The organism is Streptomyces sp. NPDC107471, from assembly GCF_055582845.1.
The window spans coordinates 286,192-309,822 of the sequence record NZ_JBVJPC010000003.1; the positions used below are offsets into that span (position 1 = coordinate 286,192).

Here is a 23,631-nt window from a genome sequence, read left to right on the forward strand (position 1 = left end):
AGCGCGATGACCCATCGGACACTCCTTCGAGCCGGACACGTGCTCTCCATGGACCCCGGCATCGGGGACCTGCCGAGGGGGGACGTCCTCATCGAGGACGGCAGGATCGCGGCCGTGGACCGCGAGATCAGCGCGGACGCCGAAGTCCTCGACATGAGCGGCCGGATCGTGATCCCCGGCTTCGTCGACACCCACCGCCACACCTGGGAGGCGTCGATCCGCAACGTGGCACCGGACGCCACCCTCGACGACTACTTCGTCGACATCCTCGACACCTTCGCCCCCCTCTACACCCCCGAGGACGTCTACGCGGCCAACCTCGCGGGCGCCCTGGAATGCCTCAACGCGGGCATCACCACGCTCGTCGACTGGTCCCACATCAACAACACGCCCGAGCACCCGGACGCGGCGATCCGGGCCCTGACGGAGACCGGCATCCGCGCCCAGTACGCGTACGGCAGCGCCAACACCTCCCTCGCCGACTACTGGTTCGAGAGCAAGATCGCGATCCCGGGGGACGACGTACGCCGGATCCGCAGCGAGTACTTCTCCGACGACTCCGACGACGGACTGCTCACCCTGGCCCTCGCCACCCGCGGCCCCGGTTTCTGCGTCAACGACGTCGTCACCTCCGAGTGGGCCCTCGCCCGCGAGCTGGACATCCCGATCACCGTGCACGTGGCCATGGGGCGGCTCGCCGGCCGTTTCGGCATGGTCAAGCAGCTCCACGACCTCGGACTGCTCGGCCCGGACACCACCTACATCCACTGCTGCCACCTCAGCGAGGAGGAGTGGCGGCTGGTCGCCGACAGCGGCGGTACGGTCTCCGTCGCGCCGCAGGTCGAGACGCAGATGGGGCACGGCTGGCCGCCGGTGGCGAAGGCGATCGAGCACGGCCTGCGCCCCTCCCTCAGCATCGACGTGGTCACCACCGTGCCCGGCGACATGTTCACCCAGATCCGCGCGGCCTTCGGCGCCGACCGCGCCCGCGTCAACGCGGCGAGCTGGGAGGCCGACGTCCCGGTCCCGGACACGATGTTGACGGCACGTCAGATGCTGGAGATCGCCACCCGCAACGGCGCCCACGTCGCCGGCCTGGAGGACCGCACCGGATCGCTCACCCCGGGCAAACGCGCCGATGTCGTCGCGATCGACGCAACCGCCCTGAACGTGGCTCCCGTGCACGACGCGGCCGCCGCGGTGGCCCTGAGCGCCGACGTGTCCAACGTCGAGACGGTCATCGTCGACGGCGTCGTCCGCAAGCGCGACGGCAGGCTCACGGCCGACGCGGCACGGGCCCGGCGTCTGGTCGAGGAGTCCCGCGACCGGCTGCTGGCCGCGAAGGAGGCCCGGGCGTGACCCGACACCTGGTCCGCCGGGCCACCGACCTCCCGGAGCAGCCGTACGACGAACACGGCTACCGGCGACGGGAGTTGGTCGGCGAGGCCGACGGCAGCTCGCACACCGGTTTCGGGGTGTGCGAGCTGCGCCCGGACGGCACGGTCGCGTCCCATGTGCACTCGTACGAGGAGAGCTTCCACGTCCTCGACGGCGCCGTGGCCCTCGATGTGCCCGAGGGGTCGTACCTCCTGGAGGAGGGCGACTACGGGCTGCTCCCGACCGGCGTGCCGCACGCCTGGCGCGGGGCCGGGGACGCCGGCGCCCGCTGGGCGGACATGCTGGCGCCGGTGCCGCGGGCCCGCTACGGGTACGACACCCAGCCGGTGGCCCCGTGGCCGGTGCGCCCGCCCGTCCCCGTCGACGTCCGCGACCCGCGCACCCGCTCCTTCGGGCACTTCGAGCCCGCGCAGATGGACCCCGGGAAGCAGTCCCAGGACCTGCTCGCGGTGTCGGCGAGCATGCGCACCGCGCTCCTCGTGTACAGCGGGATCACCGTGAAGATGATGGTCGACGGCGATCTGGGCGCGGTCGCCTCGACCATGTTCATGGTGCAGTACGCGCCCGACGGCGTCGCGGGCACCCACGACCACCCCTTCGAGGAGACGTACCTGTTCCTGGAGGGCGAGGCGGACGCGGTCCTCGACGGCTCGCACTACCGGCTCGGACCGGGCGACTGCGCCTGGGCGGGCGCCGGTTGCGTGCACGGCTTCACCAACGCCGGTGACGGACCGCTGCGTTGGCTGGAGACACAGGCACCGCAGCCTCCGGTGCGGCACTCCTACCGGTTCACCCGGGACTGGGACTACCTGAGGGAGGCCTCGCGATGAGCGGCGTGGTGGTGGTCGGCGGCACCTCGGGCATCGGGCGGGAGTTCGCCCGGGTGCGGGCGGAACGCGGCGACGAGGTGGTGATCACCGGACGGGACGCCCACCGCACCGGCACCGCGGCCAAGGAGATCGGCGCCCGGGGACTCGCCCTGGACCTCGCGCGGCCGAAGGGGATCGTCGACGCGCTGAGCGACGTGGGGACCGTCGACCACCTGGTGATCGCCGGCATCTCCCGCGACGAGAACCGGGTCGCCGCGTACGACATCGACGCCGCCGTCCACCTCGTCACCCTCAAGCTCGTCGGCTACACCGCCGTCGTGCACGCGTTGCGGTCCCGGCTCCACGACGACAGCGCCGTCGTGCTGTTCGGCGGCCAGGCCAAGGAACGCCCCTACCCGGGCGCGACGACGGTGGCGACCGTGAACGCCGGCGTGACCGGGCTGATGCACACCCTGGCCCTCGAACTCGCCCCGGTCCGCGTCAACGCGATCCATCCCGGAGTGGTGGGGGACAGCCCCTACTGGCGGACCAAACCGGCGGAGGTCCTGGCGGGTCTGCGGGCCAGGACCCCGACCGGACGGCTCGCCACCGTGGCGGACGTGGTGGACGCCGTGGACTTCCTGCTGCGCAACGGCTCGGTGAACGCCGTGGAGTTGAGCGTGGACGGCGGCTGGCTGCTGGGGTGACGGGTCAGCGCTTGATGCCGACCGCCCCGTACAGCGACACGAGTTCGCCGTCCTCCCGCGCGTCCGGACGCCACCGCGACAGGGACACGATCCCCGGCTCCAGCACCTCCAGTCCCTTGAAGAGGCGGCTGACCTCGTCGTGCGTGCGGGCCACCAGGGTGACCCCGCTCGCCGTGTAGGCGGCGATGCCCGCGTTCACCTTCTCCGGGTCGAAGTCCGCCGTCATCGCCGACAGCACCAGGCAACTGCCCGGTGCCAGCGCGTCGAGCAGCGTGTCCACCAGTTCCTGGGCGCCGTCCTCGTCGGAGATGAAGTGCAGCAGCGCGACCAGCGACAGGGCGACCGGCTGATCGAAGTCGATGACGGCGGAGGCGCCCTGCAGGATGCGCCGCGGTTCGCGGGCGTCGGCCTGGAGGTAGTGCGTCGCCCCCTCCGGGGTGCCGTGCAGCAGGGCCGCCGCGTGGGCCAGCACGATCGGGTCGTTGTCGACGTACACGATCCGCGCGTCCGGTACGGCGGACTGGGCGATCTGGTGGAGGTTGGGCTCGGTGGGGATGCCGGAGCCGATGTCGAGGAACTGGCGGATTCCCGCTTCCCGTACGACGACCCGGGTGGCCCGTTCCATGAACCGGCGGTTGGCGCGCGCCTGCCGGGGGGCGTCGCCCTGCGCGGTGATCCGGCGGCCCAGCTCCTCGTCGACGGGGTAGTTGTCCTTCCCGCCGAGGAACCAGTCGTAGACCCGGGCCGGGTGCGGCCTGCTCGTGTCGATCCGCCGGCCGGCCGCGTCGGTCCCGGTCACCCAAAGCTCCTCTGCTCGACAGGATGTGCGAGCAGTGTGCCATGTCACCCGGCGCGGCGGAGGCTGTCCTCGGCCACCTCGTCGTCGAGGGCCGCCCGCACCAACGCGGCGGCCAGGACGTCCGGTCGGGTGTCACCGGCCAGTTCGAGCAGTCGGTCGGGGTCCGTCGGCAGGCCCAGCCGCTCGGCACCCGCGAGCACCTTGCCGTCCAGACAGGGCGCGACCTCCGGCCAGACGCCCTGCACCTCACGCAGGAAGATGCCGGCCCCTGCGGGCCCGATGCCGGGGAACTCCTGGAGCAAGCGGCGCAGTTCGGCGACATCGCCGTTCGCCTCGGCACGCAGCCGACGCAGGTCGCCGCCCCACCGCTCGGTCAACAGCTCGGCGCCCTGGCCCAGTTGGGTGGCCGTACGTTCGTCGTAGCGCCGATAGCCGCCGCGGCCCAGCACGTTCACCCGCTCCTGCCAACCGGCCCCGGCCATGCGGCGGGGGTCGCGCAGTCCGGCCCGGTGCAGTTCGCGCGCGGTGGCGAGCGCGACGGAGCCGCGGATGCGGGCACTGAGCAGAAGGGCCAGCACCAGCAGCCGGTACAGGGGCTGCGGTGCGTCCTTCAGTGTGATGCCCGCCTCCGCGGCGTACGTCCTTCCGTGCGCGCCGACCAGTTCCCGCAGGACGCGCTCCGGCCCGGTCACCGCCGGAGCGGGTCGTGTCCGACGGACATCAGCCGGTGCCGGCGGCGGGTCTCCTCGGCCTCGGGCTCCTTCTCCACGTCGGCGTCCGCGGTGACGGTGTCCACGACCTCGTACATGACCTCGATGTCGTCGTCGGTCAGGTCCGTGCGCCGCTTCTGGAGGATCGCGAGGACGTGCTGCCCGGTGGGCTCACCCGCGTGCTCCGGCAGTGGCTCGGCGGACTCGTCGGCGTCGCTGACCCGCAGCCAGGCGGCCAGTTCCTGCGAAGTCATGTTCACCGCGCGGTGGAAGTCCTCCCACAGCGCGTCGAGTTCGAGAGCGTCGGTCATCGCGTGCGCCTTTCCGTGGGTGGTTCCGGCCGGTCAGTCCCGGGGCCAGTTCTCGGCCTCGAACATCCAGCGCTGCTTCTCCAGCTCGGCGGTGATGCCGATCAGCAGGTCCTGCGTGACCGGGTCGGCCTTCTCGGTGGCCTCGATGCGCTCGCGCAGCCGGCCGATGGCCGCCTCCAGCGTCTCCACGACCAGCCGGACGACCTCGTCGTCCCGGATCCAGCCGCTCTTCGAGCCGGGCAGCGTGTAGGCGGCGGCGATCGTCTCCGGCCGGCCGTCCGGCGGCACGCCCAGCGCTGCGGCGCGCTCCGCCACGGTGTCGGAGAACGAGCGGGCCGTCGACACCACCTCGTCCAACTGCAGGTGGATGGACCGGAAACGCGGGCCCACGATGTTCCAGTGCGCCTGCTTCCCGATCAACGACAGGCCGATCAGATCCACCAGGGTGCTCTGCAGGGCCTCCCCGGCCGTCTCGCGGGCCGAGTCGGACAGGGTGCTCCTGACCACAGTCATACCGTGCTCCTCCTTCTGGCATGGTCAATGCCGTCACGGAGCAGTGCGTCGCGTTCCTGCTCGCAGGTTCCGCCCCACACGCCGGAGGTCTGCCCGCCGCCGAGCGCCATGTCCAGGCACTCGGGGACGACCGGGCAGCGGGCGCAGACGCGCTTCGCCGCCGCGATGTCCCGCAGCGCGGGTCCTTGCGTGCCCACGGGAAAGAACAGCTCGGGGTCCTCTCCCACACAGGCCGCTCGACGCAACCACTCCATGGGGGCGCGGGTGCCCCGGGCGTACTCGTGCAAACAGGGCGGTCTCAGGGTGTGAGCACACCATCGACGAAGCCCGTCACCTCCGCGAAGACCTCCGCCCTGTTCGTCTCGTTGAACACCTCGTGCCGGGCACCGGGGTAGATCCGCTCGGTGCACGTGGCTCCCCTGATCGCGTCGATCCCGACGCGGCTCCCGGCGAGCGGGACCAGCCGGTCGTCCTCGCCGTGCAGCCACAGCAGCGGGAGCGGGCCGAGATGGCCGCCCTCGGACACGGTCCTCAGGGTGCGGGCGAACGCCTCCACCGTCGGGCGTTTCATCGGCCCGTGCCAGACAAGGGGATCGGCCCGGTAGGCGGCGCCCACCCGCGGGTCACGGGAGAGCGAGGCCGGGCTGACGGGCGTGTCCGGGATCTCGTCGAGGGCGAGCAGCGCCCCCGGCAGCCCCCAGGCGCCGATCACCGGCCCCGACAGCACGAGCGCGGCGAGCTCGGTGCCGTACCGCTGGGCGAAGCGGGCCGCGATCAGACCGCCCATGGAGTGCCCGACCATGACGAGCGGCACGCCGGGGTGGACGTGCCGGGCCAGCTCCGCGACCGCGTGCACGTCCGTGACCACGTCCTCGAAGTCCTCGATCAGGACCCGCTCGCCGGCGGACCTCCCGTGCCCGGTGTGATCGGGGCCGAGGACGGCCGCGCCGTGCGCCGCGAGGACCCCGGCGAGCTCCTCGTACCGGCCCACGTGCTCCCCGTACCCGTGCACCACGAGGGCCACGTACCGGGGCCGGTCGTGCGGCCACTCGCGCACGGTGAGGGGGCCGTGGGTTCCGGCGAGGACGTGTTCGGCCATCTCTGCTCCCGCTGCGCTATAGTCCGAAACTAGCGGTGCTAATTAAAGCTGTCCGGTTCCCCGATGACGACGGTCAGGAGTTCCCTCGTGCGCCCCGTCCACTTCGCGGCCGCCCGCCGCACCCCCATCGGCAGGCTCCGCGGCGCCCTGTCCGCCGTACGCCCCGACGATCTCGCCGCGACCGTGATCCGCGCCCTGGTCGCCGACGTGCCCGCGCTCGACCCGGCACGCGTCGACGACGTCTACTGGGGCGCCGCCAACCAGGCGGGCGAGGACAACCGCAACGTGGCCCGCATGGCCGCCCTGCTCGCCGGACTCCCCGAGACCGTGCCCGGCGCCACGGTCAACCGGCTGTGCGCCTCCGGCCTGGAGGCCGTGACGACCGCGGCCCGCACCATCGCCGCCGGCGAGGCCGACATCGTGCTCGCGGGCGGCTCCGAGTCGATGAGCCGTGCCCCCTTCGTGCTGCCCCGCCCCGACGAGGCCCTCCCGCACCGCATCGAGACCCACGACACCCGGCTCGGCTGGCGCCTGGTCAACCCGGCCATGAAGGAACTCCACGGCCTGCTCCCCATGGGCGAGACCGCCGAGGAGGTCGCCCAGCGGCACGGCATCGCGCGCGAACGCCAGGACGAGTTCGCCCTGCGCAGCCACCGACTCGCCGCCGAGGCCCGCAAGAACGGCCACTTCGACGACGAACTCCTCTCCGTGGAGCGCCCCGACGGCGTGGTCGTCGACAGCGACGAGTGCATCCGCGAGGACACCTCCTACGACAAGCTCGCCCGCCTCAAGCCCGTCTTCCGGGCCGGCGGCACGGTCACGGCCGGCAACGCCTCCCCCATGAACGACGGTGCCGCGGGACTCCTCCTCGTCAGCGAGGAAGCGCTGAACGACCTGGGACTGGAGTCCCTCGGCCGCTACGTCGCCGGGGCCTCGGCCGGAGTCCACCCCGACGTGATGGGCATCGGCCCCGTCCCCGCCACCCGCAAGGCGCTCGCCCGCGTGGACTGGAGCATCGACGACATCGAGGAGGCCGAGTTCAACGAGGCGTTCGCCGCCCAGGCCCTCGCCTGCGTCGACGAGCTCGGCATCGACCCCGACCGGGTCAACCCGACCGGCGGCGCGATCGCGCTCGGCCACCCGCTCGGCTGCTCCGGCGCCCGCATCCTCACGACCCTGCTGCACCGGATGCGACGGACGGGCGCGGCGCGCGGGCTGGCGACGATGTGCGTGGGCGTGGGACAGGGCAGCGCGGTCCTGGTCGAGCGGCACTAGGACCTGGCCGACGGACCGGGCCGGCTGCGAGGGCCGGTGCCGATCGGCACCCCGCGACGCCGGCATGATCCGCCGGCTCGGCCCCGGCCCGCACGCGCCACCAGGACCACTCGGCGAGACGGCACTTACCGGACCGGTTGCCTGCATCTAGCATCGGTCTCCGCATGGACACGATGACGCTCTGGCACATTTCCGGCTGGGAGTTCGCCGCCCTCGCCGCCGCGGCCCTGCTCGTGGGCTTCTCCAAGACCGCCGTGAGCGGGGCCAACACGGTCAGCCTCGCGATCTTCGCCGCGGTGCTGCCCGCCCGCGCCTCCACCGGCGCGCTGCTGCCGATCCTGATCGCCGGGGACGTGCTCGCGGTGCTCACCTACCGGCGGCACGCCCACTGGCCCACCCTGTGGCGGCTGTTCCCGGCGGTCGCCGTCGGCGTGGTCGCCGGCACGCTGTTCCTGCGGTGGGCGGACGACGGGATCGTACGGACGTCGATCGGCGCGATCCTGCTGTTCATGGCCGCGGTCACGGTCTGGCGCCGCCGCACCGCCGACACCGAGGAGGAGCCGGACTCGGTCGCCACCCGGACGGGCCGCGTCAAGGCCCGCTCCTACGGGGTCCTCGGCGGTTTCACCACGATGGTCGCCAACGCCGGCGGCCCGGTGATGTCGATGTACCTGCTCTCGGCGGGCTTCCGCAAGCTCGGCTTCCTCGGCACCTCGGCGTTCTTCTTCCTGATCGTCAACGTCTCCAAGGTGCCGTTCAGCGTCGGCCTCGGCCTCATCGACGGCCACTCGCTGCTCCTGGACCTCGCCCTCGTGGCGTTCGTCGTCCCCGGCGCGTTCTTCGGCAAGTGGGCGGTGAACCGGATCAACCAGCGACTCTTCGAACAGTTGGTGATCGCGGCGACGGTCGTGGGCGGCGTACAGCTACTGCTGCGCTGACGCGCCGAGCGGTGGGTCTCGGTACCTGTCGGTCTGCCGGAGATGGCGGACGTCGGCCCGGGCAGAGCCCCCGCGGTGCCGTCGCGCGCCGCCGGCCTCGTACGCTACCCGGCATGTCCCCGCACATCCTGATCCTCGGCGGTACCACCGAGGCCCGTGAACTGGCCGCCGTGCTCGCGGCGCGGCCGGGTGTGCGGGTCACCACCTCCCTCGCGGGGCGGGTGACCCGGCCGGGCGCGGTCGCGGGGGAGGTACGGATCGGGGGGTTCGGCGGAGCGGAGGGGCTGGCCGACTGGCTGCGGGCGGAGCACGTCGACGCGCTGGTCGACGCCACGCACCCCTTCGCCCGTGCGATCACCGCCCACGCGGCCCGCGCGGCCGAGGCGACCGGCGTGCCCTCCGTGGTGCTGCGCCGCCCGGGCTGGCGGCCGGGGCCGGGGGACCGCTGGCATCCCGTCGACTCCCTCGACGAGGCCGCCCGGTTGCTGTCGAGCCTCGGCCGACGGGTGTTCCTCACCACCGGCCGCATGGAACTCGCCGCCTTCGCCCACCTCACCGAACTGCACTTCGTCGTACGGTCGGTGGAGCTGCCCGAGCCGCCCATGCCGCCGCGCACCGAGGTCCTGCTGGCCCGCGGCCCGTTCACGGTGGCCGACGAGTCGACGCTCCTCCGCGACCACTGCGTCGACGTCCTGGTCACCAAGGACAGCGGGGGAGCGGCCACCTCCGCCAAACTCACGGCCGCCCGCGAACTGGCCCTGCCCGTGGTGGTCGTACGCCGGCCCGCCCTCCCGGACGGGGTGACGGCGGTGCCGGACCCGGCGGGGGTCCAGCGGTGGCTGGAGCTCAACCTGCCCTGACGGAGTCCCGCATGCGGTCGATCACACGGAGCACCTCGTCACGGTTCCTGGCCCGCTTGACCCACACGGGCAGACGGGCGACGCAGGTCATCTTCCGGCCGTGCTCGTACCACGGCGCCCGCTCGCGCAGGGAGGCGGCCACGAAACGTCTGATCAGGTCCAGGTGGGCGAGGTTGTACGCCCACAGCTCGCCGTGCCTGGTCCCCGCGCACAGCCACAGGGCGGGCGGGGCGCACTTCGCCACGGGCCCGCACAGTCCGCACGCCCGGCAGATCACGCGGGGTTGCGGGGGCGACCTCCGCTCGAAGTGGGCGATGCCGTCGCAGCGGGGACAGCGCACGAGCGCCGAGTCGCTGAAGCGGTAGGCCGTTGCCCCGGGGTCGTGGAAGCGCACGGGTGCAGGGGACATGCGCCGAGTATGGCGCCCGCCCGTCCCGTTCGGCACACGGTTTTCAGGCGGTGGCGCTCTCCGTCAACTCCCGCGCCCGCCCGGGCAGTCCGTTGTTGAGGTCCTCCACGAGGAGCCGTTTGGCGATCATGTCCACGGCGGCCCGCAGGTCCGTGTCCGACGGGCGGCGGAGGTCCTGCTGGACCCGGTCCTCCAGCCAGGACCCCCACGCCCCGCCGATGACCCGGGCCTCGCGCGCACCCGCCTCCGTGTGCGAGAAGAGGTGGCCGTCCCGGGTCAGGAAGCCCTCCTCAACCATGCGGTCGAAGACCGGCAGCAGCACCTCGGGCGGCAGCCGGCGACGCGCGGCGATCATGCCGAGGCCGGCATGGCCGACCATCCGCGTGTGCAGTTCCACCTGCATCACCGCCCAGGCCCCGGCGATGTCGAGCCGGGTGTCGGAGTCCGTGATGATCCGGCGCGCGGTGTCCAGGTCCGTACTGCCGATGAGCTTCCCGACGGCGGCCTCCAGGACCCGCTGCGAGTCCGCTCCGGACGGTGACGCGAACCCCTCGCCCAGGTCGGTCGAGCCCGCCCGCGCGCTGTCCCGGAGCGGGACCTGCTTGAGGAACAGAGCGACGACGAAGCCCACCGCGGCGACCGGCACGGTCCACAGGAAGACCGTCTGGATCGTGTCGGCGTACGCGTCGATGATCGGTACGGCGACGGCCGAGGGGAGGCGGTGCAGTCCCTCCGGGCTGGTCGCGGCCCTGGTCACGGCGGCCGCGTCCAGCCCGCCGCCCGCCCGCACGGCCGACGCGATGCCGTCCTTCAGGTTGGGCGTGAGGGAGTTGGTGTAGATCGTGCCGAAGACCGCGGTGCCGAAGGAGCTGCCCAGCGTACGGAAGAAGGTGACGCCGGAGGTCGCGGTGCCGAGGTCGGCGTACTCGACGGTGTTCTGCACGGCGATCGTGAGGACCTGCATGCACAGCCCGATGCCGGTGCCCAGCACGAACATGTACAGGGACTCCAGCCACGCGCCCGTCGACGGCCCCATCAGGGACATCAGGAACAGCCCGAGCCCCATCACCAGGGACCCGGCGATCGGGAAGAGCCGGTAGTGACCGGTCTTGCTCACGACGTTGCCGCTCGCGACCGACGCGATCAGCAGTCCGATCACCATGGGCAGGGTCCGCACCCCGGAGACGGTGGCCGAGTCGCCGTCGACGTACTGCAGATAGGTCGGCAGATACGTCATCGCGCCCAGCATCGCGAAGCCCACCACGAAGCTGAGGATGGAGCAGACCGTGAACACGGGGTTGCCGAACAGCCGCATCGGCAGCGTCGGTTCGGCCGCCCGGGTCTCCACCCAGCAGAACAGGCCGAGCGCGATCACGCCGCCGACGAACAGAGCGATGATGACGCCGGAACCCCACGCGTACTCGTTGCCGCCCCAGCTCGTCGCAAGGATCAGCGCGCTGGCGCCCACCGCGACGAACGCGATCCCGAGATAATCGATCACGGGCCGCACGGCCGCCTTGACCACGGGGATGGTGCGGGCGGCCGCGAACACCACCAGGATCGCGATGGGCACGTTGACGTAGAACGCCCAGCGCCAGGTCAGATGATCGGTGAACAGACCGCCGAGCAACGGCCCGATGACCGTGGCGACCCCGAACACGGCGCCGATGGCGCCCTGGTACTTGCCGCGCTCGCGCAGCGGGATGACGTCGGCGATCAGCGCCATCGCCGTCACCATCAGACCGCCCGCCCCCACGCCCTGCATCGCCCGCCAGACGATCAGCAGCGACATGTTGGAGGCGAGACCGCACAGGAACGAGCCCGTGATGAACACGATCGCCGAGACCTGGAAGACCACCTTGCGGCCGAACAGGTCGCCGAACTTGCCGACCAGCACGGTCGCGACGGTCTCCGCGAGGAGGTACGACGTCACGACCCACGACATGTGCTCCGCGCCGCCGAGGTCCGACACGATCGTCGGCAGCGCGGTGCCCACGATGGTCTGGTCGAGGGCGGCGAGCAGCACGCCCAGCATGATCGTCGCGAAGACGACGTTGCGGCGGCGCGTGTCCAGCACGGGCGGCTGGGCGACGGGCGATGGGGAGGGCGGTGTGGAGGGCGCTGCTTCCTCGGCGACTGTCACAAGGGCACGATCACACCGCTGGGCCATCCGTGCATGCGGGACGGTCCGCCCGGGTGTCCACCCCGGCCGCGGTGCCTAGCGCTCCTTCGGCCGACGGCGCAGCAGGTACGTGTCCATGATCCAGCCCTTGCGCTCCCGCGCCTCGGCACGCAGCCGCTCGATCCGGGGCGCGGCCTCGGCGATCGGACCGGAGGCGAGGATCTCGTCCGGCGTGCCGATGTAGGCGCCCCAGTAGATGTCGATGTCCTGGTCGGCGTACGCGCGGAAGGACTGGTGGGCGTCGAGCATCACGACCACGTCGTCCACCCCCTCCGGGAACCCTTCGGCCAGGCGCCGCCCGGTGGTGATCTGGACGGGCCGCGCGACCCGGTTCAGCCCGGTGCGATGCCGTGCCACCAGCGCGGACACACTGCTGATGCCGGGCACGACGTCGTACTCGAAGGACACCGAGCCCCGCTCCAGGATCTCCTCCAGGATGCCGAGCGTGCTGTCGTACAACGCAGGGTCCCCCCACACCAGGAACGCGCCGCTCTCGTCCTCGCCCAGCTCCTCGGTGATCAGCCGCTCGTAGATGTCGGCACGGGCACTGCGCCAGTCACCGACGGCGGGGGAGTACGCCGACCCGCCCGCGGCGCGGTCCCGCTCCGGGTCCCGCGCCTCCACCACCCGGTACGACCCCTCCGGTATGTGCGCGTCCAGCATGTCCCGGCGCAGTTGCGTCAGATCGCCCTTCACCTCGCCCTTGTCCAGGACGAAGAACACGTCCGTGCTCCGCAGCGCCCTGACCGCCTGGAGGGTGAGCTGCTCGGGGTCGCCCGCGCCGATACCGATGACATGAATCTTTCGCACACCCCGAGTCTGCCCCACGCCACTGACAGCGACGGCACCGCGTCGGCGTCTGGGCGCCGGGGCCGGTGCCGGGCGGGTTGTCCGGGGCACAGGAGTGCGGGTCGCCGACCGGGCGCCGGGCCTGTCCAGCGACGGCCCTGCCCACCCGGGCGGGGGGTATCTCACCCCCGCAGTCGAGGACTGCACCCCCGCGCGTCCACCGCGGAGCCGCTCTCCTCCACCTCCCGCGCCAGCGCCCGTGCCCACCCGGTGAGCCCGGTCAGATCCATCCCGTACGGCCGCTCCTGCCCGCCGTCCGACGCGGACCACTCCTCGACCGCCCCGACACCCCGCCGCAGCAGCCTCGCGCCGCCCGCGACGTTGCCCCGGGCCGCGTGGGTCAGGCCGACCGCGAGCTGGGCGAGGCCCCGCCACAGGGCCCGTTCCTCGTCGGGCCCCGACTTCCAGGCGTCCTCGAAGACCTCGTGGGCGTGGAACGGGCGCCCCGCGTCCAGCAGTTCCTGCGCCTCGGCCACGGTCTGGAGCGGGGTGCGGACCACGCCCTCCGGCTGCCGGGCGACCCCGTCCGCGCCGTACGGAAGCGGCCGGCCGAGCCCGTCCCGTGGTCGGGCGTTGCGCGCCCGCCCCTCGTCGTCCCGGTCCCGCGCGCCCGTCTGCCGTCCTGAGGATGTACTGGCCATACGTCGATTGTCCCGCGCCCGGCGCCCGCTTCGGTCCGGACCCCGACGTGGGGTAAAGTTCGGTACGCGCGCGTTCCCGCGGTCACCGCGGGGCAGCGCACCGGGACGTGGCGCAGCTTGGTAGCGCACTTGACTGGGGGTCAAGGGGTCGCAGGTTCAAATCCTGTCGTCCCGACGGTGCGAAGGGTCTTCGCAGGCGAGAGCCTGCGGGGGCCTTTTCGTTTTCCGGCCCCGGGGGACGGCGCTCGCCGGGGCTGCCGACACTGTGTTCTCGACGGTCTGCGCCTTCGCGCGTGCGCGGGCGTCGGCACCGCGTCCTCGACGGCCATAGCCTTCGCGTGCGCATGGGCGCCGGCTCTGCGTTCTCCACGGTCTGCGTCTTCGCGTGCCCACGGCCGCCGACACCCCGCCCTCCACGGTCCGCGTCTTCGCGTGCCCACGGCCGCCGACACCCCGCCCTCCACGGTCTGCGCCTCGCGTGCCCACGGCCGCCGACACCGCGTCCCCCGAACCCCGACCGGCAGGGCGTGCACGGCGGAGTGCCGTACAAGGGTCAGGCGCTCGGCCTCGGGGCCGGCGGCCTCGTGAGACGAGCGCGTCCACGGGCAGTCGTCGTGTTGTCAGTGGTGGCTGCCATGATCCGCTCATGGCCTACGACACCCAGGAGACGAGCCTCGCCGAGCGGCTGCTGCGCGCGCTGACCGATCCGGCCTGCGTGACCGAGATCCCGTACGAGGAGCCGGCCCGGCTCTCCGACGAGGAGCTCGGGACGCTGCTGCCGGAGGCACACCGGGTGCGTCCGTCGGCCCCGGTGCGGACGGTGAGGCTCGCCCACGCGGTCGAGGCCGCCGCCGTCGGCCGGCGGCCGCGCTACACATCCGACGCCTGCCGCCGGATGTTCGAGGTGCTCGTGGAGCGGAGCGAGGAGCGCGCCTGGCTGGACCTCGAGCGGGGCGTGCGGGCGCTGGAGGACTGCACCGGTCCGCTGCCCGACGTCTCCGCCCACGTCCGGAGCCTTGCCGAGACCCTCCTGGCCGCGGGCATCTCGACCCAGCTCCACCCGCTCCTCGCGCTCGCGCGGCTCGCGGGCGAGGACACCCTGCACGCCGTGGTGGAGCGGCTCTCCGAGGGCATGGGCCCCATCGTCGCCGACGAGATCGCCGTCGTCGTCGGTCTCGGCCCGGACGAACGCGCCCGGCCGGCCGAGTGGGACCGGCGCCACACGCTCGCCCAGACGCCGGACCCCCTCGACACCTGGCAGCCGTTCGCCGACAACCCCGCCTACGTCGCGTTCGCCCGCCGGGCTCTGGAGGCGGCGGCCGACCGCGCCGACGCGATCCACGCGGGCGAGCTCCCCTACCGCGCGGACAAGGCGTTCACGGACCGGGAGGTGATCACCCTCGGGCAGGCCGCGCGGATCGCCCTGCTGCGTGACGAACCCTGGCTGCCGGACCTGTTCGACCGTCTCCTGCCCGGCATCACCCTCGCCCCGACCCCGGCGAGAACGCTCCCCTCCCAGGCCCTCCTGTACGAACTCGTCCGCGCCGCACAGGACTTCCCCACCCCCGAACTGGTCACCGCGCTCCGGAACGTCCGCAGGAGCGTCCGGCACGCCGGAGTCCCCAAGCAGCTCGACAAAATGCTCAAGAAGGTCGACGCGGCCCTCGCCGAGCGCACCGACGTGGCGCTACGACTCCCCGCGCTGGGCTTCGACGACGAGGGCGTCCTGCGCCGGGAGGCGGGTGACGGTTACGCGGCGGTCGTCACCGTCACCGACGCCGTCACGCTGACCTGGTACAAGGATCACCGCCCCCTGCGCGCGGTCCCCGCGCCGGTACGCCGGGAACAGCCCGCCCTCGTCAAGGAGCTCCGCGACCTCGTCAAGCGGGTGGAGGCCCAACTCCTCACCCTGGCCCGCGCTTTGGAGGGCGGCTTCACCGTCGACGCCGTGCATCCCCACGGCTGGTGGCGTGCCTCGCTCGCCGGGCATCCGCTCGCGCGGAGCGTCGTACGCCGACTGATCTGGGAGGTCGAGGTCGCGCCGGGCGTCTGGCGGGCCGTACTGCCCGAGACCGGGGAGCTGCCCGAAGCGCCGGACGACGCCGCCGTACGGCTCTGGCACCCCATCCGCTCCACGCCGGACGCCGTGCGGGCCTGGCGGGATCTGCTGGTCGAGCGCCGGTTGCGGCAGCCCTTCAAGCAGGCGTTCCGGGAGATCTACCTCCTCACCCCGGCCGAAGCCGGGACCGGCGACTACTCCAACCGTTTTGCCGGCCACCTCGTCCACTACCAGCGGATGTTCGCCCTGTTCAGGGCCCGGGGATGGGCGAGTCGCCTGCTCGGGCCCTGGGACGGCGGGGACGACGACACGGCGGAGCGCACCCTGGGCGCGGGGGAGTGGCGGGCCCGCTTCCACCACGGCCTCGCCGACTGGCGGGGCGAGGAACTGCTGGCCACGACCGACCAGGTGCGCTTCGATCGCCGGGACGCGGGCGTCTGGCGGGCGGTACCGCTCAGCGACGTGCCCGCGCTGGTGTTCAGCGAGGCCATGCGGGACGTGGACCTCTTCGTCGGCGTGACCTCGATCGCCGCGGACCCCGAATGGACCGACCGGGGCCCCGAGCGCGTCTACTGGGAGCGGGCCGGGTTCGCCGAGCTGACGGCGAGCGCGGAGGCACGCCGGGACGCCCTCGCGCGCATCCTGCCCCGCCTGGACATCGCCGACCGGTGCTCGCTGGAGGGCCGCCACCTCGTGGTCCGGGGCGAGCTGCGGACGTACCGGATCCACCTGGGGTCGGCGAACATCCTGATGGAGCCCGACAACTCCTATCTGTGCATCGTCCCGGCGCGGGGGCGGGCCGACGGCAAGGTGTTCCTGCCGTTCGAGGACGAGCGGCTGTCGGTGATCCTCAGCAAGGCGTTCCTGCTCGCCGAGGACACGAGGATCACCGACCCGACGATCGTCGCGCAGCTCGGGCGGGGGGTCTGAAGGGGTCTGGTGAGCCCGTCAGATGCCGGCGATCCGCAGGGCCCGGTCGGCTCACGCCGGGCCCCCGATGCCATGTCGGGCCGGTTCGGGGCGGTGGATGCCGCGGGGCCGGTAGCCGAGTTCGTCGGAGCGGCCCGCGAGATCGGCGAGATACCAGGTGATGGCCAGCCACATCTCCGTGCCCTGGAGGCCGGGTTCGGGGCCGGGCCCCGCGGTGCCGGGGCCGAACCCGAAGCCCCGCCCGTCCTGCCAGCGAGACAGCACCGCGGTCAACTGCCGTCCGGCCCAGTCGCGGATCTCCCCGGAGCGGTAGCCGTCGGTGCCGCGGCCGAGCTGCCGGGAACACAGCCACAGGGGGTGGGCGACATCGAGCACATTGCAGGCGTTCTCCCGCCCGGCGCCGAAATGCCGGGCGTCGCGCGCGTGGTCCAGGACCGTGTCCACGACCCGCTCCGGGTACGGCACCGGGAGCCCGAACTGGGCGAATGACCCCCGGGTCAACCGGTAGTAGCCGTTGACGACCTGGAGCCGGCCCTCCTCGACCGAAGGGCTTCCCCACATCCCGGTCCAGGGATCGACCCTGGTCAACAGCCAGCCGAACAGCGACTCGGGGGTGCCGTGGCCGCCGTCGCCGTCGTTGTTGTCACCGTGCCGGAGGTTCCCATACACGGCGGTGGCGAGGCTGTCGACCCAGGCACCGGCGCCCCAGGCGGCCGTCCGCCACGGCAACGACTCCAGCCTGGCGACAAGTTGGCGCGCCGTCATGTCCCGTACGCCTCGCACCGGATGGGGAAGTCCGGGACCCAGGAGATCGAGGGCGTATCCCACGCAGAGCACGTGATAGAGCGCCGCCCCCTCCCCGATGAACCCGTCGGCGTCCGCCACCGGCAGCGGTTCACCGAACTCCGGTACGAGACCGCTCCTCGGATCCTGCAGCCCGCTCAGCCGCTCGATGTGCTCGGCGGCGGACAGGTGCCGCGGCACCGCCCCGAGCAGCAGATCGGCGATCTCCACGGCGTCGCAGTGGGCCCGCACGGTGGGTGCGGCGCCGGGCCGGTCGACGTACCGCTCACCGTCCCGGCAACGGTCGAGAATCTCGTCGGCCTGGGCCCGTGCGCGGTCGGCGAAGCGGGCGAGGTCGGTCACGGGCTCGGGGGCGGGCGCGAGGGCGGGGTTGGGCCGGGCTGCGGCTCCAGGGCTGGGGCTGGCTGCGGCTCCGGGGCGGGGGCGGGCTGTGGCGCCAGGGACACCGTCCGGTCGTACCCCTGAACCCGGCACCCCTGCCCTCGGCACCCCTGCCCTCGGCACCCCTGCCCTCGGCACCCCTGCCCTCGGCACCCCTGCCCTCGGCACCCCTGCCCTCGGCACCCCCGCCCTCGGCACCCCCGCCCCCGGCACCCCCGCCCCCGGCACCCCTGTCCCGGGCGCCCCTGTCCCCGGCACCCCCGCCCCCGGCACCCCCGCCCCCGACTCCACCGCACCCCCCGCCGCCTCCACGCGCCCCGCCCCCCGTACCTCCCGTCGGTCGCGCAGCACCCGTGCCGGGTTGCCCGCCGCCACCGACCACGCCGGCAGGTCCTTCGTTACCACCGCGCCCGCGCCGATCACACAGTGGTCGCCGATGGTCACGCCGTCGACGACGATCACGTGTGAGCCGATCCAGACGTCGTTCCCGACCCGGATGCCCCGGCTGGTGAGCGGCTGGCGGAAGACGGGCCGGTCGAGGGCCATGGAGTGGTTGAAGCCGAGCAGCGAGGTGTGGGCGCCGACGCGGACGCCGTCGCCGAGTACGACATCGCCGCGCACCGTGGTGAACGGGTTGAGCGTGCAGTCCGAGCCGGTGGTCAGCTCGTCGGTGACATAGGCGTGCGCGGCGATGTACGAGTCGTCGCCGAGGCGCAGCCGGTCCGGGAACACGGCCGCGGACTCGGCGACGTAGCACCGCTCACCGATCACGGTGTCGCCGCCGACCGCCCGCTGCACCTCCCGCTGCGCGGCCCGCTGTTCCTCGGTCGCCTCGCCGGCGAACAGCCAGGGGCAGTGGTCGAAGTGCCGTACGGACGGCTGCGCCGGATGATCCATGGGAGCACGCTAAGCAGCGCTGGGCCCGCCGGGGAAGGGGTGCCGTGCGCGACGCCGGCCGGCCCGGAATGGTAGAAGCGGTCATGACCAACTCGCACCACGACCGCTTCCACAGCTCCTCCCGTTGTTCCCTTTCCTCCCGCTCGTCCTCCCGTTCCTCCGTCCGGACGGCGGGTGTCCGATGACCGAGGGCGTCGACATCCCCGACCGCCGCGGCCGCACCGGACTCGACCGCACCGGCCTGGACCTGACCGGCAACCCGCGTGTCCGGGTCCGGGAGGTGAAACTGCTGTCCAGTCACTGGTACGTCGAGCGGGCCACGACCTTCGACCTCCAGCGCGCCGACGGCACGTGGAGCACCCAGCAGCGCGAGACCCACGACCGGGGCAACGGCGCCACCATGCTGCTGTACGACACGGAACGCGAAACCGTCCTGCTCACCCGCCAGTTCCGCTTCCCGGTGTACGTCAACGGACACCCCGACGGACTGCTGATCGAGACCCCGGGCGGTCTGCTCGACGACGAGGACGAGCACCCCGAGATCGCGGTCCGTCGTGAGGTCGTCGAGGAGACCGGGCACACCATCGGCGAGGTCCACCACGTCTTCGACGTCTACATGAGCCCCGGTTCGGTCACCGAGCGCGTCAGCTTCTACGCCGCCGAGTACGCCGCGGCGACCCGTACCCACGAGGGCGGCGGTCTCGACGAGGAGGGCGAGGACATCGAGATCCTCGAACTGCCCTTCCGCAGGGCCCTGGAGATGATCCGTACCGGGGAGATCGCCGACGCCAAGACCATCATGCTGCTCCAATGGGCGGCCCTGGACGGCCCGTTCGCCAAGTGAGCGCGCAAGCCCTTGACTTGAAGTGCGCTTCAGCATGAAGACTCCCGTGTGTACCCGTCCTCGGGTCGCACACGGGAGGAAGACACCATGCGCTACCGCACCATCGGCACCGACCCGGCGAACCGCCGGGAGGTCAGCGTCCTCGCGCTCGGCGCGATGCTGTTCGGCTCACGGACCGACGAGGAGACCTCCTTCGCCGTCCTCGACCGCTATGTCGAGGCCGGTGGCAACTTCATCGACACGTCCGACAACTACGCCTTCTGGGAGGACGGCGGCCAGGGCGGCCAGAGCGAGGAACTGCTCGGCCGGTGGCGGCGCAGCCGTGGCGTCGGCGACGAGATCGTCATCGCCACGAAGCTCGGTGCCCGCCCCCTGTCCCCCGGCACCAGCTACGTCGACAACGCGGAGGGCCTGTCGGCCAAGGTGATCCGTGAGGCGGCGGAGCGCAGCCGGGAACGCCTGGGCGTGGCCAAGCTGGATCTCCTGTACGCGCACATAGAGGACCACAAGGTGCCGCTCCAGGAGACGGTGGAGGGATTCGCCGAGCTGGTCGCGGAGGGCACGGTGGGTCTGCTGGGCGTGAGCAACCACGCGGTGTGGCGGGTGGAGCGGGCCCGTGCCCTGGCCGCGGCGGCCGGCCTGCCCGGCTACGAGGTCCTCCAGTACGCCCACAGCCATCTGCGCCCCCGCGCCGACGTCCCGGAACCCCTCTTCCCCGACGGCAGCCTCGGCCACGCGGGCCCGGACCTGCTGAGCTACCTGCGCGCGGAGCCCGCCCTCACCCTGGTCGCGTACTCACCCCTGCTGAAGGGCGCCTACACCCACCCGGACCGGCTCCCCGCGGACTTCGACCACCCGGGCACGCCGTCCCGTCTGAAGGCCCTGTCCGAGGTGGCGAAGGAGACCGGCGCCACCGTCAACCAGGTGGTCCTGTCCTGGCAGATCGGCTCGGACCTCCCGATCGTCCCGCTCGCGGGAGTCTCGTCCCTGGCGCAGTTGGAGGAGAACCTGGAAGCGGTGGAACTGGAGCTGACGGGGGAGCAGCGGGCACGGTTGGACGGGGTCCACTGAGCCCGCCCCACCACCGGATCAGTCGCCGCCGGCGAAACGGTCGAGCAGGGCGTCCAGCCCCGCCGCCAGGCCCTCCGGGCCCCCGGGCTCGGCCAGGGCGGGGGCCACGCCCCGGAGGGCGGGCAACTCGTGGGCCGGCATGCGGTGCAGGCCCAGACGGAACGCCGGTTCCTCCTCGTCGGGGTTGTCCACCATCGGCCGCAGCTCCTCGGAGACGTAGCCGATCAGCCAGGAGTTGAAAGCCCGGAAGAGGCGGACCACATCCGCGTCGGCCAACCCGGCGCCGGCGAGCAGCGTCAGCACCCGCTCGTGGTTCCTCAGCACCGCGAGCGGGCGACGGGCCAGCGGGACCGCCAGCATCCGCGTGGTGAGCAGCGGGACCGCCTGGGGGTGCGCGAGACACACCTCGTACGTCGCCCGGGCGAGACGCTGGAGCTCGGCACGCCAGGACAACGCCTCCGCCTGCCCGGCAGGCCGCCGCTCCAGCTCCAGGTACAGCGCCTCGACCAGCCCGTCCAGCAGGGCGTCCTTGCCCTCCGCGTACCGGTAGAGCGCCATCGCCTCCACGCCGAGCTCGGCACCCAGGCGGCGCATGCTCAACGCCGAGAGACCCTCACGGTCGACCAACTCCAGGGCGGCGGTCAGGACGAGCTCCCGGCTGAGCCTGCCGTACCGTCCGCGGTCGCCGGCCCGCCGCGCCGGGCCGGACGCGGTGCCGTTCTTCCGACGGTCCGTGGACCGTTCCTGGGCCATGCCTCGCCTCCTCACCTCGGCGCGTGCCGTTTTCCTGGGACCTTATGCCTACCGCGTACCCGTACGCCGTAAATGGGTCCGGGGACTGCCGTGCCCGCCCGAGATGCCCGCCCTGTCCGCAGAACTTACGATCGAAGGGGCGCAGGTGGATCTCCGCGTCGGCAGGAGAAGTCGGTGAGCGCATCCGTACTCGTGATCGACACACCTGCGGGGCACGTCCAGGTCACCGCCCCGGCACCACGTCAGACCTGGTGGAAGCTCGCCGACGAGGACGAGGGGACTCGCGTCACCCAGACTCCGGTCTGGGTGGACTGCATCTGTGCGACGGGGCCGTACCAGGACGCCAGCCGGTTGTACGAGTTCGAGGACGGCACGAGGGTGCTGCTCCCCTTGGTGGCCCGTCGGCACCGTCCGCTCTGGCTGGGCGAGGAGGAGTCCTGGCCGGGCGAGTGGGGCATCGGGGGGCCGGTGCATCCGGCAGGGGTCGGTACGGCGCAGGCCAGGGCGGTGTTCGAGGATCTCGCGCGGCGACCGGCCAACCGGGTCACGGTGAGGTTCCGGCCCGGGGACGACGAGCCGTGGGCACACACCGCGTCGCCGGGCTTGCGGGTGGAGGCACAGGTGACACACGTGTTGAATCTGGAGGGCGGATTCCACACGGTGTGGGAGCGTCGCTTCCATCAGGGCGTACGGCGCGGAGTCCGCCGCGCCGAGTCCTCCGGCATCGAGGTCGAGGTGGACCGGACGGGCCGTCTGGTCCCGGCCTTCTACCGCCTCTTCGAGCAGTCGATCCCGCGCTGGGCCGAGCAGCAGCACGAGCCGCTGGCGCTGGCCCGGTGGCGCCGGAAGCACGTCTTCCCCCGGCGACGGCTGGAAACCGTCGCCGGCCGGCTCGGGGAGTCGTGCGCGACGTGGATGGCCTGGCACGCCGGGGAGCCGGCCGCGGCGATCGTCGTCCTGCGTCACGGCAACCACGCCATGTTCTGGCGCGGCGCGATGAACCGGGAGCTGGCGCATCCGACCCGGGCCAACCACCTGCTGCACCGGCTGGCGATCGAGGACGCGTGCGCCGCGGGCTGCCGCCAGTACGACATGGGCGGATCGCTCCAGGGGCCGTCCCTCGCCAGGTTCAAGGAGAGCTTCGGAACGGACGGCATTCCGTCCCGTCGGTACCACCGTGAGCGGCTCCCCCTCTACGCGCCCGACCGTGCGCTGCGGAGTGCCGTGCGGCGGGCGATTCGCTTCCAGGGCTACTGACCACAGAGGGCGTCTCCCTTGTGCGCGACCGTCAGTTGACCGGGTGTCAGCGCAGCCGGCCGACCGCGTTGGCCGCGTGGACGGCGGCACGGTACAGGGCAGGGTTGGCGCGGACCGCCGCCCGGGCGGTGCGCCCCGAGGTCATCCGCGCCCGGCACAGGGCCGCCATGGGTGTGCGCCGGTCGACGTACCCCTCGGTGACGGTCAGGTCCGCCGTCTTGAGGTCGTCCTTGTAGCTCTCCTCGCCCTTGCCCAGGTCGATGTGGGTGATACCGCGATCAGCGGCGGCCTCGGCGAGCTTGAGGTACAGCAAGGTCCCGGGCGAGTACCGGGCGAAACGGGCGTCATAGGCGGGGAACCAGCCGGCGAGCACCTGGCGCGACCGCAACTCGTAGCGCATGGCGACGGGTCGCTCAGCCGCGTAGAGCACGGACAGGGTGCCCGAGCAGGACTCGGAGGGCACGTCGAAAAGCTCCCGCAGAATCGCCTGGAACCACTCCTGGGACAGCAGGTCCCGACGCCCCTTCGCTCGCAGTTGGGCGGACTTCCAGCGGATGACGGTGTTCAGGAGCATGGTTTCGGATGCGTGGAAGACCAGACGGACCGGGCCCACCTCGCGCGCCAGCTTCCGTTCCTTCTGACGTGCTGTCTTGAGGAACTTGTGGTGGAGACGGCCGAGGTACGCGTCATGGCCGCCGTTCAGTTCCATGATCGGCGAGGCGGCTCGGATGCGAGGCGTGCCCGCGGTCTCGAAGGGGGTCTGTCCCGGCGCCAGATGGTCGTACTCCCAGATCGCGAGATCGCACGCCCTGAGCAGTTCCGTCGGATCCCAGACGAGGCCCGGCTCGTGGATCAGGCCCTGGTAGTCGCAGAAGCCCGAGCCGATGGGCTTGCCGGCGCCGAGCGCGTGCCGTTCGAAGGGGAAGAACCCGACGGTGCGGGCGCCCTGCCCGCAGGGCGCGGTGAGCCGGGCCACCCGGGCGGTCGCGCGCTGGTGCCCCACCGCCCGGGTGAACTCGGGAGAGAGGAAGGGGTTGGCCAGGGCCGGGTCGGCACGCTGCATGGCGCGCCACGAGCCGATGTCGGCGGGGGTCAGCTCGTCGGGTCGCAGCACCGTGACGTCCATCGCGTTCAC

Annotated in this window: 23 protein-coding genes and 1 tRNA gene; 11 read left to right on the forward strand and 13 right to left on the reverse strand. The window is 72.5% G+C overall.

The annotated features are described in order from the left end of the window. Window positions 1–6 precede the first annotated feature (6 nt). From ACZ66S_RS10825 to ACZ66S_RS10835, 3 genes are read left to right on the forward strand one after another with little or no spacing between them, the layout of a single operon-like run. Complete coding sequence (locus ACZ66S_RS10825) at window positions 7–1,359, forward strand: amidohydrolase family protein (protein WP_469901158.1); 1,353 nt, start codon at window positions 7–9, stop codon at window positions 1,357–1,359. Further along, window positions 1,356–2,228, forward strand: coding sequence for a cupin domain-containing protein (locus tag ACZ66S_RS10830; RefSeq protein WP_469901159.1), 873 nt, complete (start codon window positions 1,356–1,358; stop codon window positions 2,226–2,228). The genes ACZ66S_RS10825 and ACZ66S_RS10830 overlap by 4 nt, the downstream gene beginning before the upstream one ends. Then, window positions 2,225–2,914, forward strand: coding sequence for an SDR family oxidoreductase (locus ACZ66S_RS10835; RefSeq protein ID WP_469901160.1), 690 nt, complete (start codon window positions 2,225–2,227; stop codon window positions 2,912–2,914). Before ACZ66S_RS10830 ends, ACZ66S_RS10835 begins: the two co-directional genes overlap by 4 nt. Before the next feature lie 4 nt (window positions 2,915–2,918). On the opposite strand, the gene ACZ66S_RS10840 is transcribed toward ACZ66S_RS10835, so the two are convergent. From ACZ66S_RS10840 to ACZ66S_RS10865, 6 genes are read right to left on the reverse strand one after another with little or no spacing between them, the layout of a single operon-like run. Continuing rightward, the gene (locus tag ACZ66S_RS10840) at window positions 2,919–3,713 is read right to left on the reverse strand and encodes an SAM-dependent methyltransferase (RefSeq protein ID WP_469901161.1); all 795 of its coding nucleotides are present in this window, start codon (window positions 3,711–3,713) and stop codon (window positions 2,919–2,921) included. 44 nt (window positions 3,714–3,757) lie between these two features. Continuing rightward, window positions 3,758–4,405: an HhH-GDP family DNA glycosylase gene (locus tag ACZ66S_RS10845; protein WP_469901162.1), complete on the reverse strand. Its 648-nt coding sequence runs from the start codon at window positions 4,403–4,405 to the stop codon at window positions 3,758–3,760. After that, a complete protein-coding gene (locus ACZ66S_RS10850) occupies window positions 4,402–4,734 on the reverse strand; it encodes a DUF3140 domain-containing protein (protein ID WP_469901163.1) in 333 nt (110 codons plus the stop codon). Before ACZ66S_RS10850 ends, ACZ66S_RS10845 begins: the two co-directional genes overlap by 4 nt. A gap of 33 nt (window positions 4,735–4,767) precedes the next feature. Further along, on the reverse strand, window positions 4,768–5,247 hold the full coding sequence (locus ACZ66S_RS10855; RefSeq protein ID WP_469901164.1) for a Dps family protein: 480 nt from the start codon (window positions 5,245–5,247) through the stop codon (window positions 4,768–4,770). Further along, on the reverse strand, window positions 5,244–5,501 hold the full coding sequence (locus ACZ66S_RS10860) for a WhiB family transcriptional regulator (RefSeq protein ID WP_469901165.1): 258 nt from the start codon (window positions 5,499–5,501) through the stop codon (window positions 5,244–5,246). Before ACZ66S_RS10860 ends, ACZ66S_RS10855 begins: the two co-directional genes overlap by 4 nt. A 44-nt stretch (window positions 5,502–5,545) precedes the next feature. Beyond that, window positions 5,546–6,346, reverse strand: a complete 801-nt coding sequence (locus ACZ66S_RS10865) for an alpha/beta hydrolase (RefSeq protein ID WP_469901166.1) — start codon at window positions 6,344–6,346, stop codon at window positions 5,546–5,548. A gap of 87 nt (window positions 6,347–6,433) precedes the next feature. Between ACZ66S_RS10865 and ACZ66S_RS10870 the strand changes: the two genes are divergently transcribed. The 3 genes from ACZ66S_RS10870 to ACZ66S_RS10880 all read left to right on the forward strand — a co-directional run bounded on the left by ACZ66S_RS10870 (window position 6,434) and on the right by ACZ66S_RS10880 (window position 9,419). Next, complete coding sequence (locus ACZ66S_RS10870; RefSeq protein WP_469901167.1) at window positions 6,434–7,621, forward strand: thiolase family protein; 1,188 nt, start codon at window positions 6,434–6,436, stop codon at window positions 7,619–7,621. Between the two features lie 164 nt (window positions 7,622–7,785). Further along, window positions 7,786–8,559, forward strand: a complete 774-nt coding sequence (locus ACZ66S_RS10875; protein ID WP_469901168.1) for a sulfite exporter TauE/SafE family protein — start codon at window positions 7,786–7,788, stop codon at window positions 8,557–8,559. A 113-nt stretch (window positions 8,560–8,672) separates the two neighbouring features. Further along, window positions 8,673–9,419 (forward strand): cobalt-precorrin-6A reductase, encoded by a 747-nt coding sequence (locus ACZ66S_RS10880; protein WP_469901169.1) that lies wholly within the window; start codon window positions 8,673–8,675, stop codon window positions 9,417–9,419. Here the strand turns inward: ACZ66S_RS10880 and ACZ66S_RS10885 are convergent. The 4 genes from ACZ66S_RS10885 to ACZ66S_RS10900 form a co-directional block, all read right to left on the reverse strand. Further along, entirely contained in the window at window positions 9,406–9,828 is a 423-nt protein-coding gene (locus ACZ66S_RS10885) for a hypothetical protein (RefSeq protein ID WP_469901170.1), read from the reverse strand. The two genes, ACZ66S_RS10880 and ACZ66S_RS10885, sit on opposite strands and share 14 nt — an antisense overlap. 43 nt (window positions 9,829–9,871) lie before the next feature. Beyond that, the gene (locus tag ACZ66S_RS10890) at window positions 9,872–11,971 is read right to left on the reverse strand and encodes an MDR family MFS transporter (protein ID WP_469901171.1); all 2,100 of its coding nucleotides are present in this window, start codon (window positions 11,969–11,971) and stop codon (window positions 9,872–9,874) included. Between the two features lie 75 nt (window positions 11,972–12,046). Continuing rightward, window positions 12,047–12,820, reverse strand: a complete 774-nt coding sequence (gene cobF, locus ACZ66S_RS10895) for a precorrin-6A synthase (deacetylating) (protein ID WP_469901172.1) — start codon at window positions 12,818–12,820, stop codon at window positions 12,047–12,049. 161 nt (window positions 12,821–12,981) lie between these two features. Next, window positions 12,982–13,500 carry a DUF309 domain-containing protein gene (locus tag ACZ66S_RS10900; protein WP_469901173.1) on the reverse strand — a complete coding sequence of 173 codons (519 nt, stop codon included), beginning with the start codon at window positions 13,498–13,500 and terminating at the stop codon, window positions 12,982–12,984. Between the two features lie 101 nt (window positions 13,501–13,601). On the opposite strand from ACZ66S_RS10900, the gene ACZ66S_RS10905 reads away from it, so the two are divergent. Then, window positions 13,602–13,675, forward strand: a tRNA-Pro gene (locus tag ACZ66S_RS10905). Between the two features lie 471 nt (window positions 13,676–14,146). After that, window positions 14,147–16,489 carry a DUF4132 domain-containing protein gene (locus tag ACZ66S_RS10910; protein ID WP_469901174.1) on the forward strand — a complete coding sequence of 781 codons (2,343 nt, stop codon included), beginning with the start codon at window positions 14,147–14,149 and terminating at the stop codon, window positions 16,487–16,489. Between the two features lie 51 nt (window positions 16,490–16,540). Here the strand turns inward: ACZ66S_RS10910 and ACZ66S_RS10915 are convergent, their stop codons facing one another. Beyond that, complete coding sequence (locus ACZ66S_RS10915; RefSeq protein WP_469901175.1) at window positions 16,541–18,571, reverse strand: acyltransferase; 2,031 nt, start codon at window positions 18,569–18,571, stop codon at window positions 16,541–16,543. A 181-nt stretch (window positions 18,572–18,752) separates the two neighbouring features. Here ACZ66S_RS10915 and ACZ66S_RS10920 point away from each other — a divergent pair, with 181 nt between their 5' ends. Continuing rightward, a complete protein-coding gene (locus ACZ66S_RS10920; RefSeq protein WP_469901176.1) occupies window positions 18,753–19,415 on the forward strand; it encodes an NUDIX domain-containing protein in 663 nt (220 codons plus the stop codon). Window positions 19,416–19,502: 87 nt separating this feature from the next. After that, a complete protein-coding gene (locus ACZ66S_RS10925; protein WP_469901177.1) occupies window positions 19,503–20,486 on the forward strand; it encodes an aldo/keto reductase in 984 nt (327 codons plus the stop codon). 18 nt (window positions 20,487–20,504) lie between these two features. On the opposite strand, the gene ACZ66S_RS10930 is transcribed toward ACZ66S_RS10925, so the two are convergent. After that, window positions 20,505–21,239, reverse strand: a complete 735-nt coding sequence (locus tag ACZ66S_RS10930) for a TetR/AcrR family transcriptional regulator (RefSeq protein ID WP_469901178.1) — start codon at window positions 21,237–21,239, stop codon at window positions 20,505–20,507. A gap of 174 nt (window positions 21,240–21,413) precedes the next feature. Here ACZ66S_RS10930 and ACZ66S_RS10935 point away from each other — a divergent pair, with 174 nt between their 5' ends. After that, entirely contained in the window at window positions 21,414–22,496 is a 1,083-nt protein-coding gene (locus ACZ66S_RS10935) for a GNAT family N-acetyltransferase (protein ID WP_469901179.1), read from the forward strand. Between the two features lie 46 nt (window positions 22,497–22,542). Here ACZ66S_RS10935 and ACZ66S_RS10940 read toward each other — a convergent pair whose 3' ends face one another. After that, a complete protein-coding gene (locus tag ACZ66S_RS10940) occupies window positions 22,543–23,622 on the reverse strand; it encodes a GNAT family N-acetyltransferase (protein WP_469901180.1) in 1,080 nt (359 codons plus the stop codon). Window positions 23,623–23,631 lie beyond the last annotated feature (9 nt).

Bases quoted from the DNA above. Each gene is read 5' to 3' on its own strand.
- ACZ66S_RS10825 (WP_469901158.1), top strand. From the start codon at position 7: ATGACCCATCGGACACTCCTTCGAGCCGGACACGTGCTCTCCATGGAC.
- ACZ66S_RS10885 (WP_469901170.1), bottom strand. From the start codon at position 9,828: ATGTCCCCTGCACCCGTGCGCTTCCACGACCCCGGGGCAACGGCCTAC.
- ACZ66S_RS10835 (WP_469901160.1), top strand. From the start codon at position 2,225: ATGAGCGGCGTGGTGGTGGTCGGCGGCACCTCGGGCATCGGGCGGGAG.
- ACZ66S_RS10875 (WP_469901168.1), top strand. From the start codon at position 7,786: ATGGACACGATGACGCTCTGGCACATTTCCGGCTGGGAGTTCGCCGCC.
- ACZ66S_RS10855 (WP_469901164.1), bottom strand. From the start codon at position 5,247: ATGACTGTGGTCAGGAGCACCCTGTCCGACTCGGCCCGCGAGACGGCC.
- ACZ66S_RS10925 (WP_469901177.1), top strand. From the start codon at position 19,503: ATGCGCTACCGCACCATCGGCACCGACCCGGCGAACCGCCGGGAGGTC.
- ACZ66S_RS10880 (WP_469901169.1), top strand. From the start codon at position 8,673: ATGTCCCCGCACATCCTGATCCTCGGCGGTACCACCGAGGCCCGTGAA.
- ACZ66S_RS10865 (WP_469901166.1), bottom strand. From the start codon at position 6,346: ATGGCCGAACACGTCCTCGCCGGAACCCACGGCCCCCTCACCGTGCGC.
- ACZ66S_RS10910 (WP_469901174.1), top strand. From the start codon at position 14,147: ATGGCCTACGACACCCAGGAGACGAGCCTCGCCGAGCGGCTGCTGCGC.
- ACZ66S_RS10915 (WP_469901175.1), bottom strand. From the start codon at position 18,571: ATGGATCATCCGGCGCAGCCGTCCGTACGGCACTTCGACCACTGCCCC.
- ACZ66S_RS10940 (WP_469901180.1), bottom strand. From the start codon at position 23,622: ATGGACGTCACGGTGCTGCGACCCGACGAGCTGACCCCCGCCGACATC.
- ACZ66S_RS10930 (WP_469901178.1), bottom strand. From the start codon at position 21,239: ATGGCCCAGGAACGGTCCACGGACCGTCGGAAGAACGGCACCGCGTCC.
- ACZ66S_RS10920 (WP_469901176.1), top strand. From the start codon at position 18,753: ATGACCGAGGGCGTCGACATCCCCGACCGCCGCGGCCGCACCGGACTC.
- ACZ66S_RS10860 (WP_469901165.1), bottom strand. From the start codon at position 5,501: ATGGAGTGGTTGCGTCGAGCGGCCTGTGTGGGAGAGGACCCCGAGCTG.
- ACZ66S_RS10850 (WP_469901163.1), bottom strand. From the start codon at position 4,734: ATGACCGACGCTCTCGAACTCGACGCGCTGTGGGAGGACTTCCACCGC.
- ACZ66S_RS10900 (WP_469901173.1), bottom strand. From the start codon at position 13,500: ATGGCCAGTACATCCTCAGGACGGCAGACGGGCGCGCGGGACCGGGAC.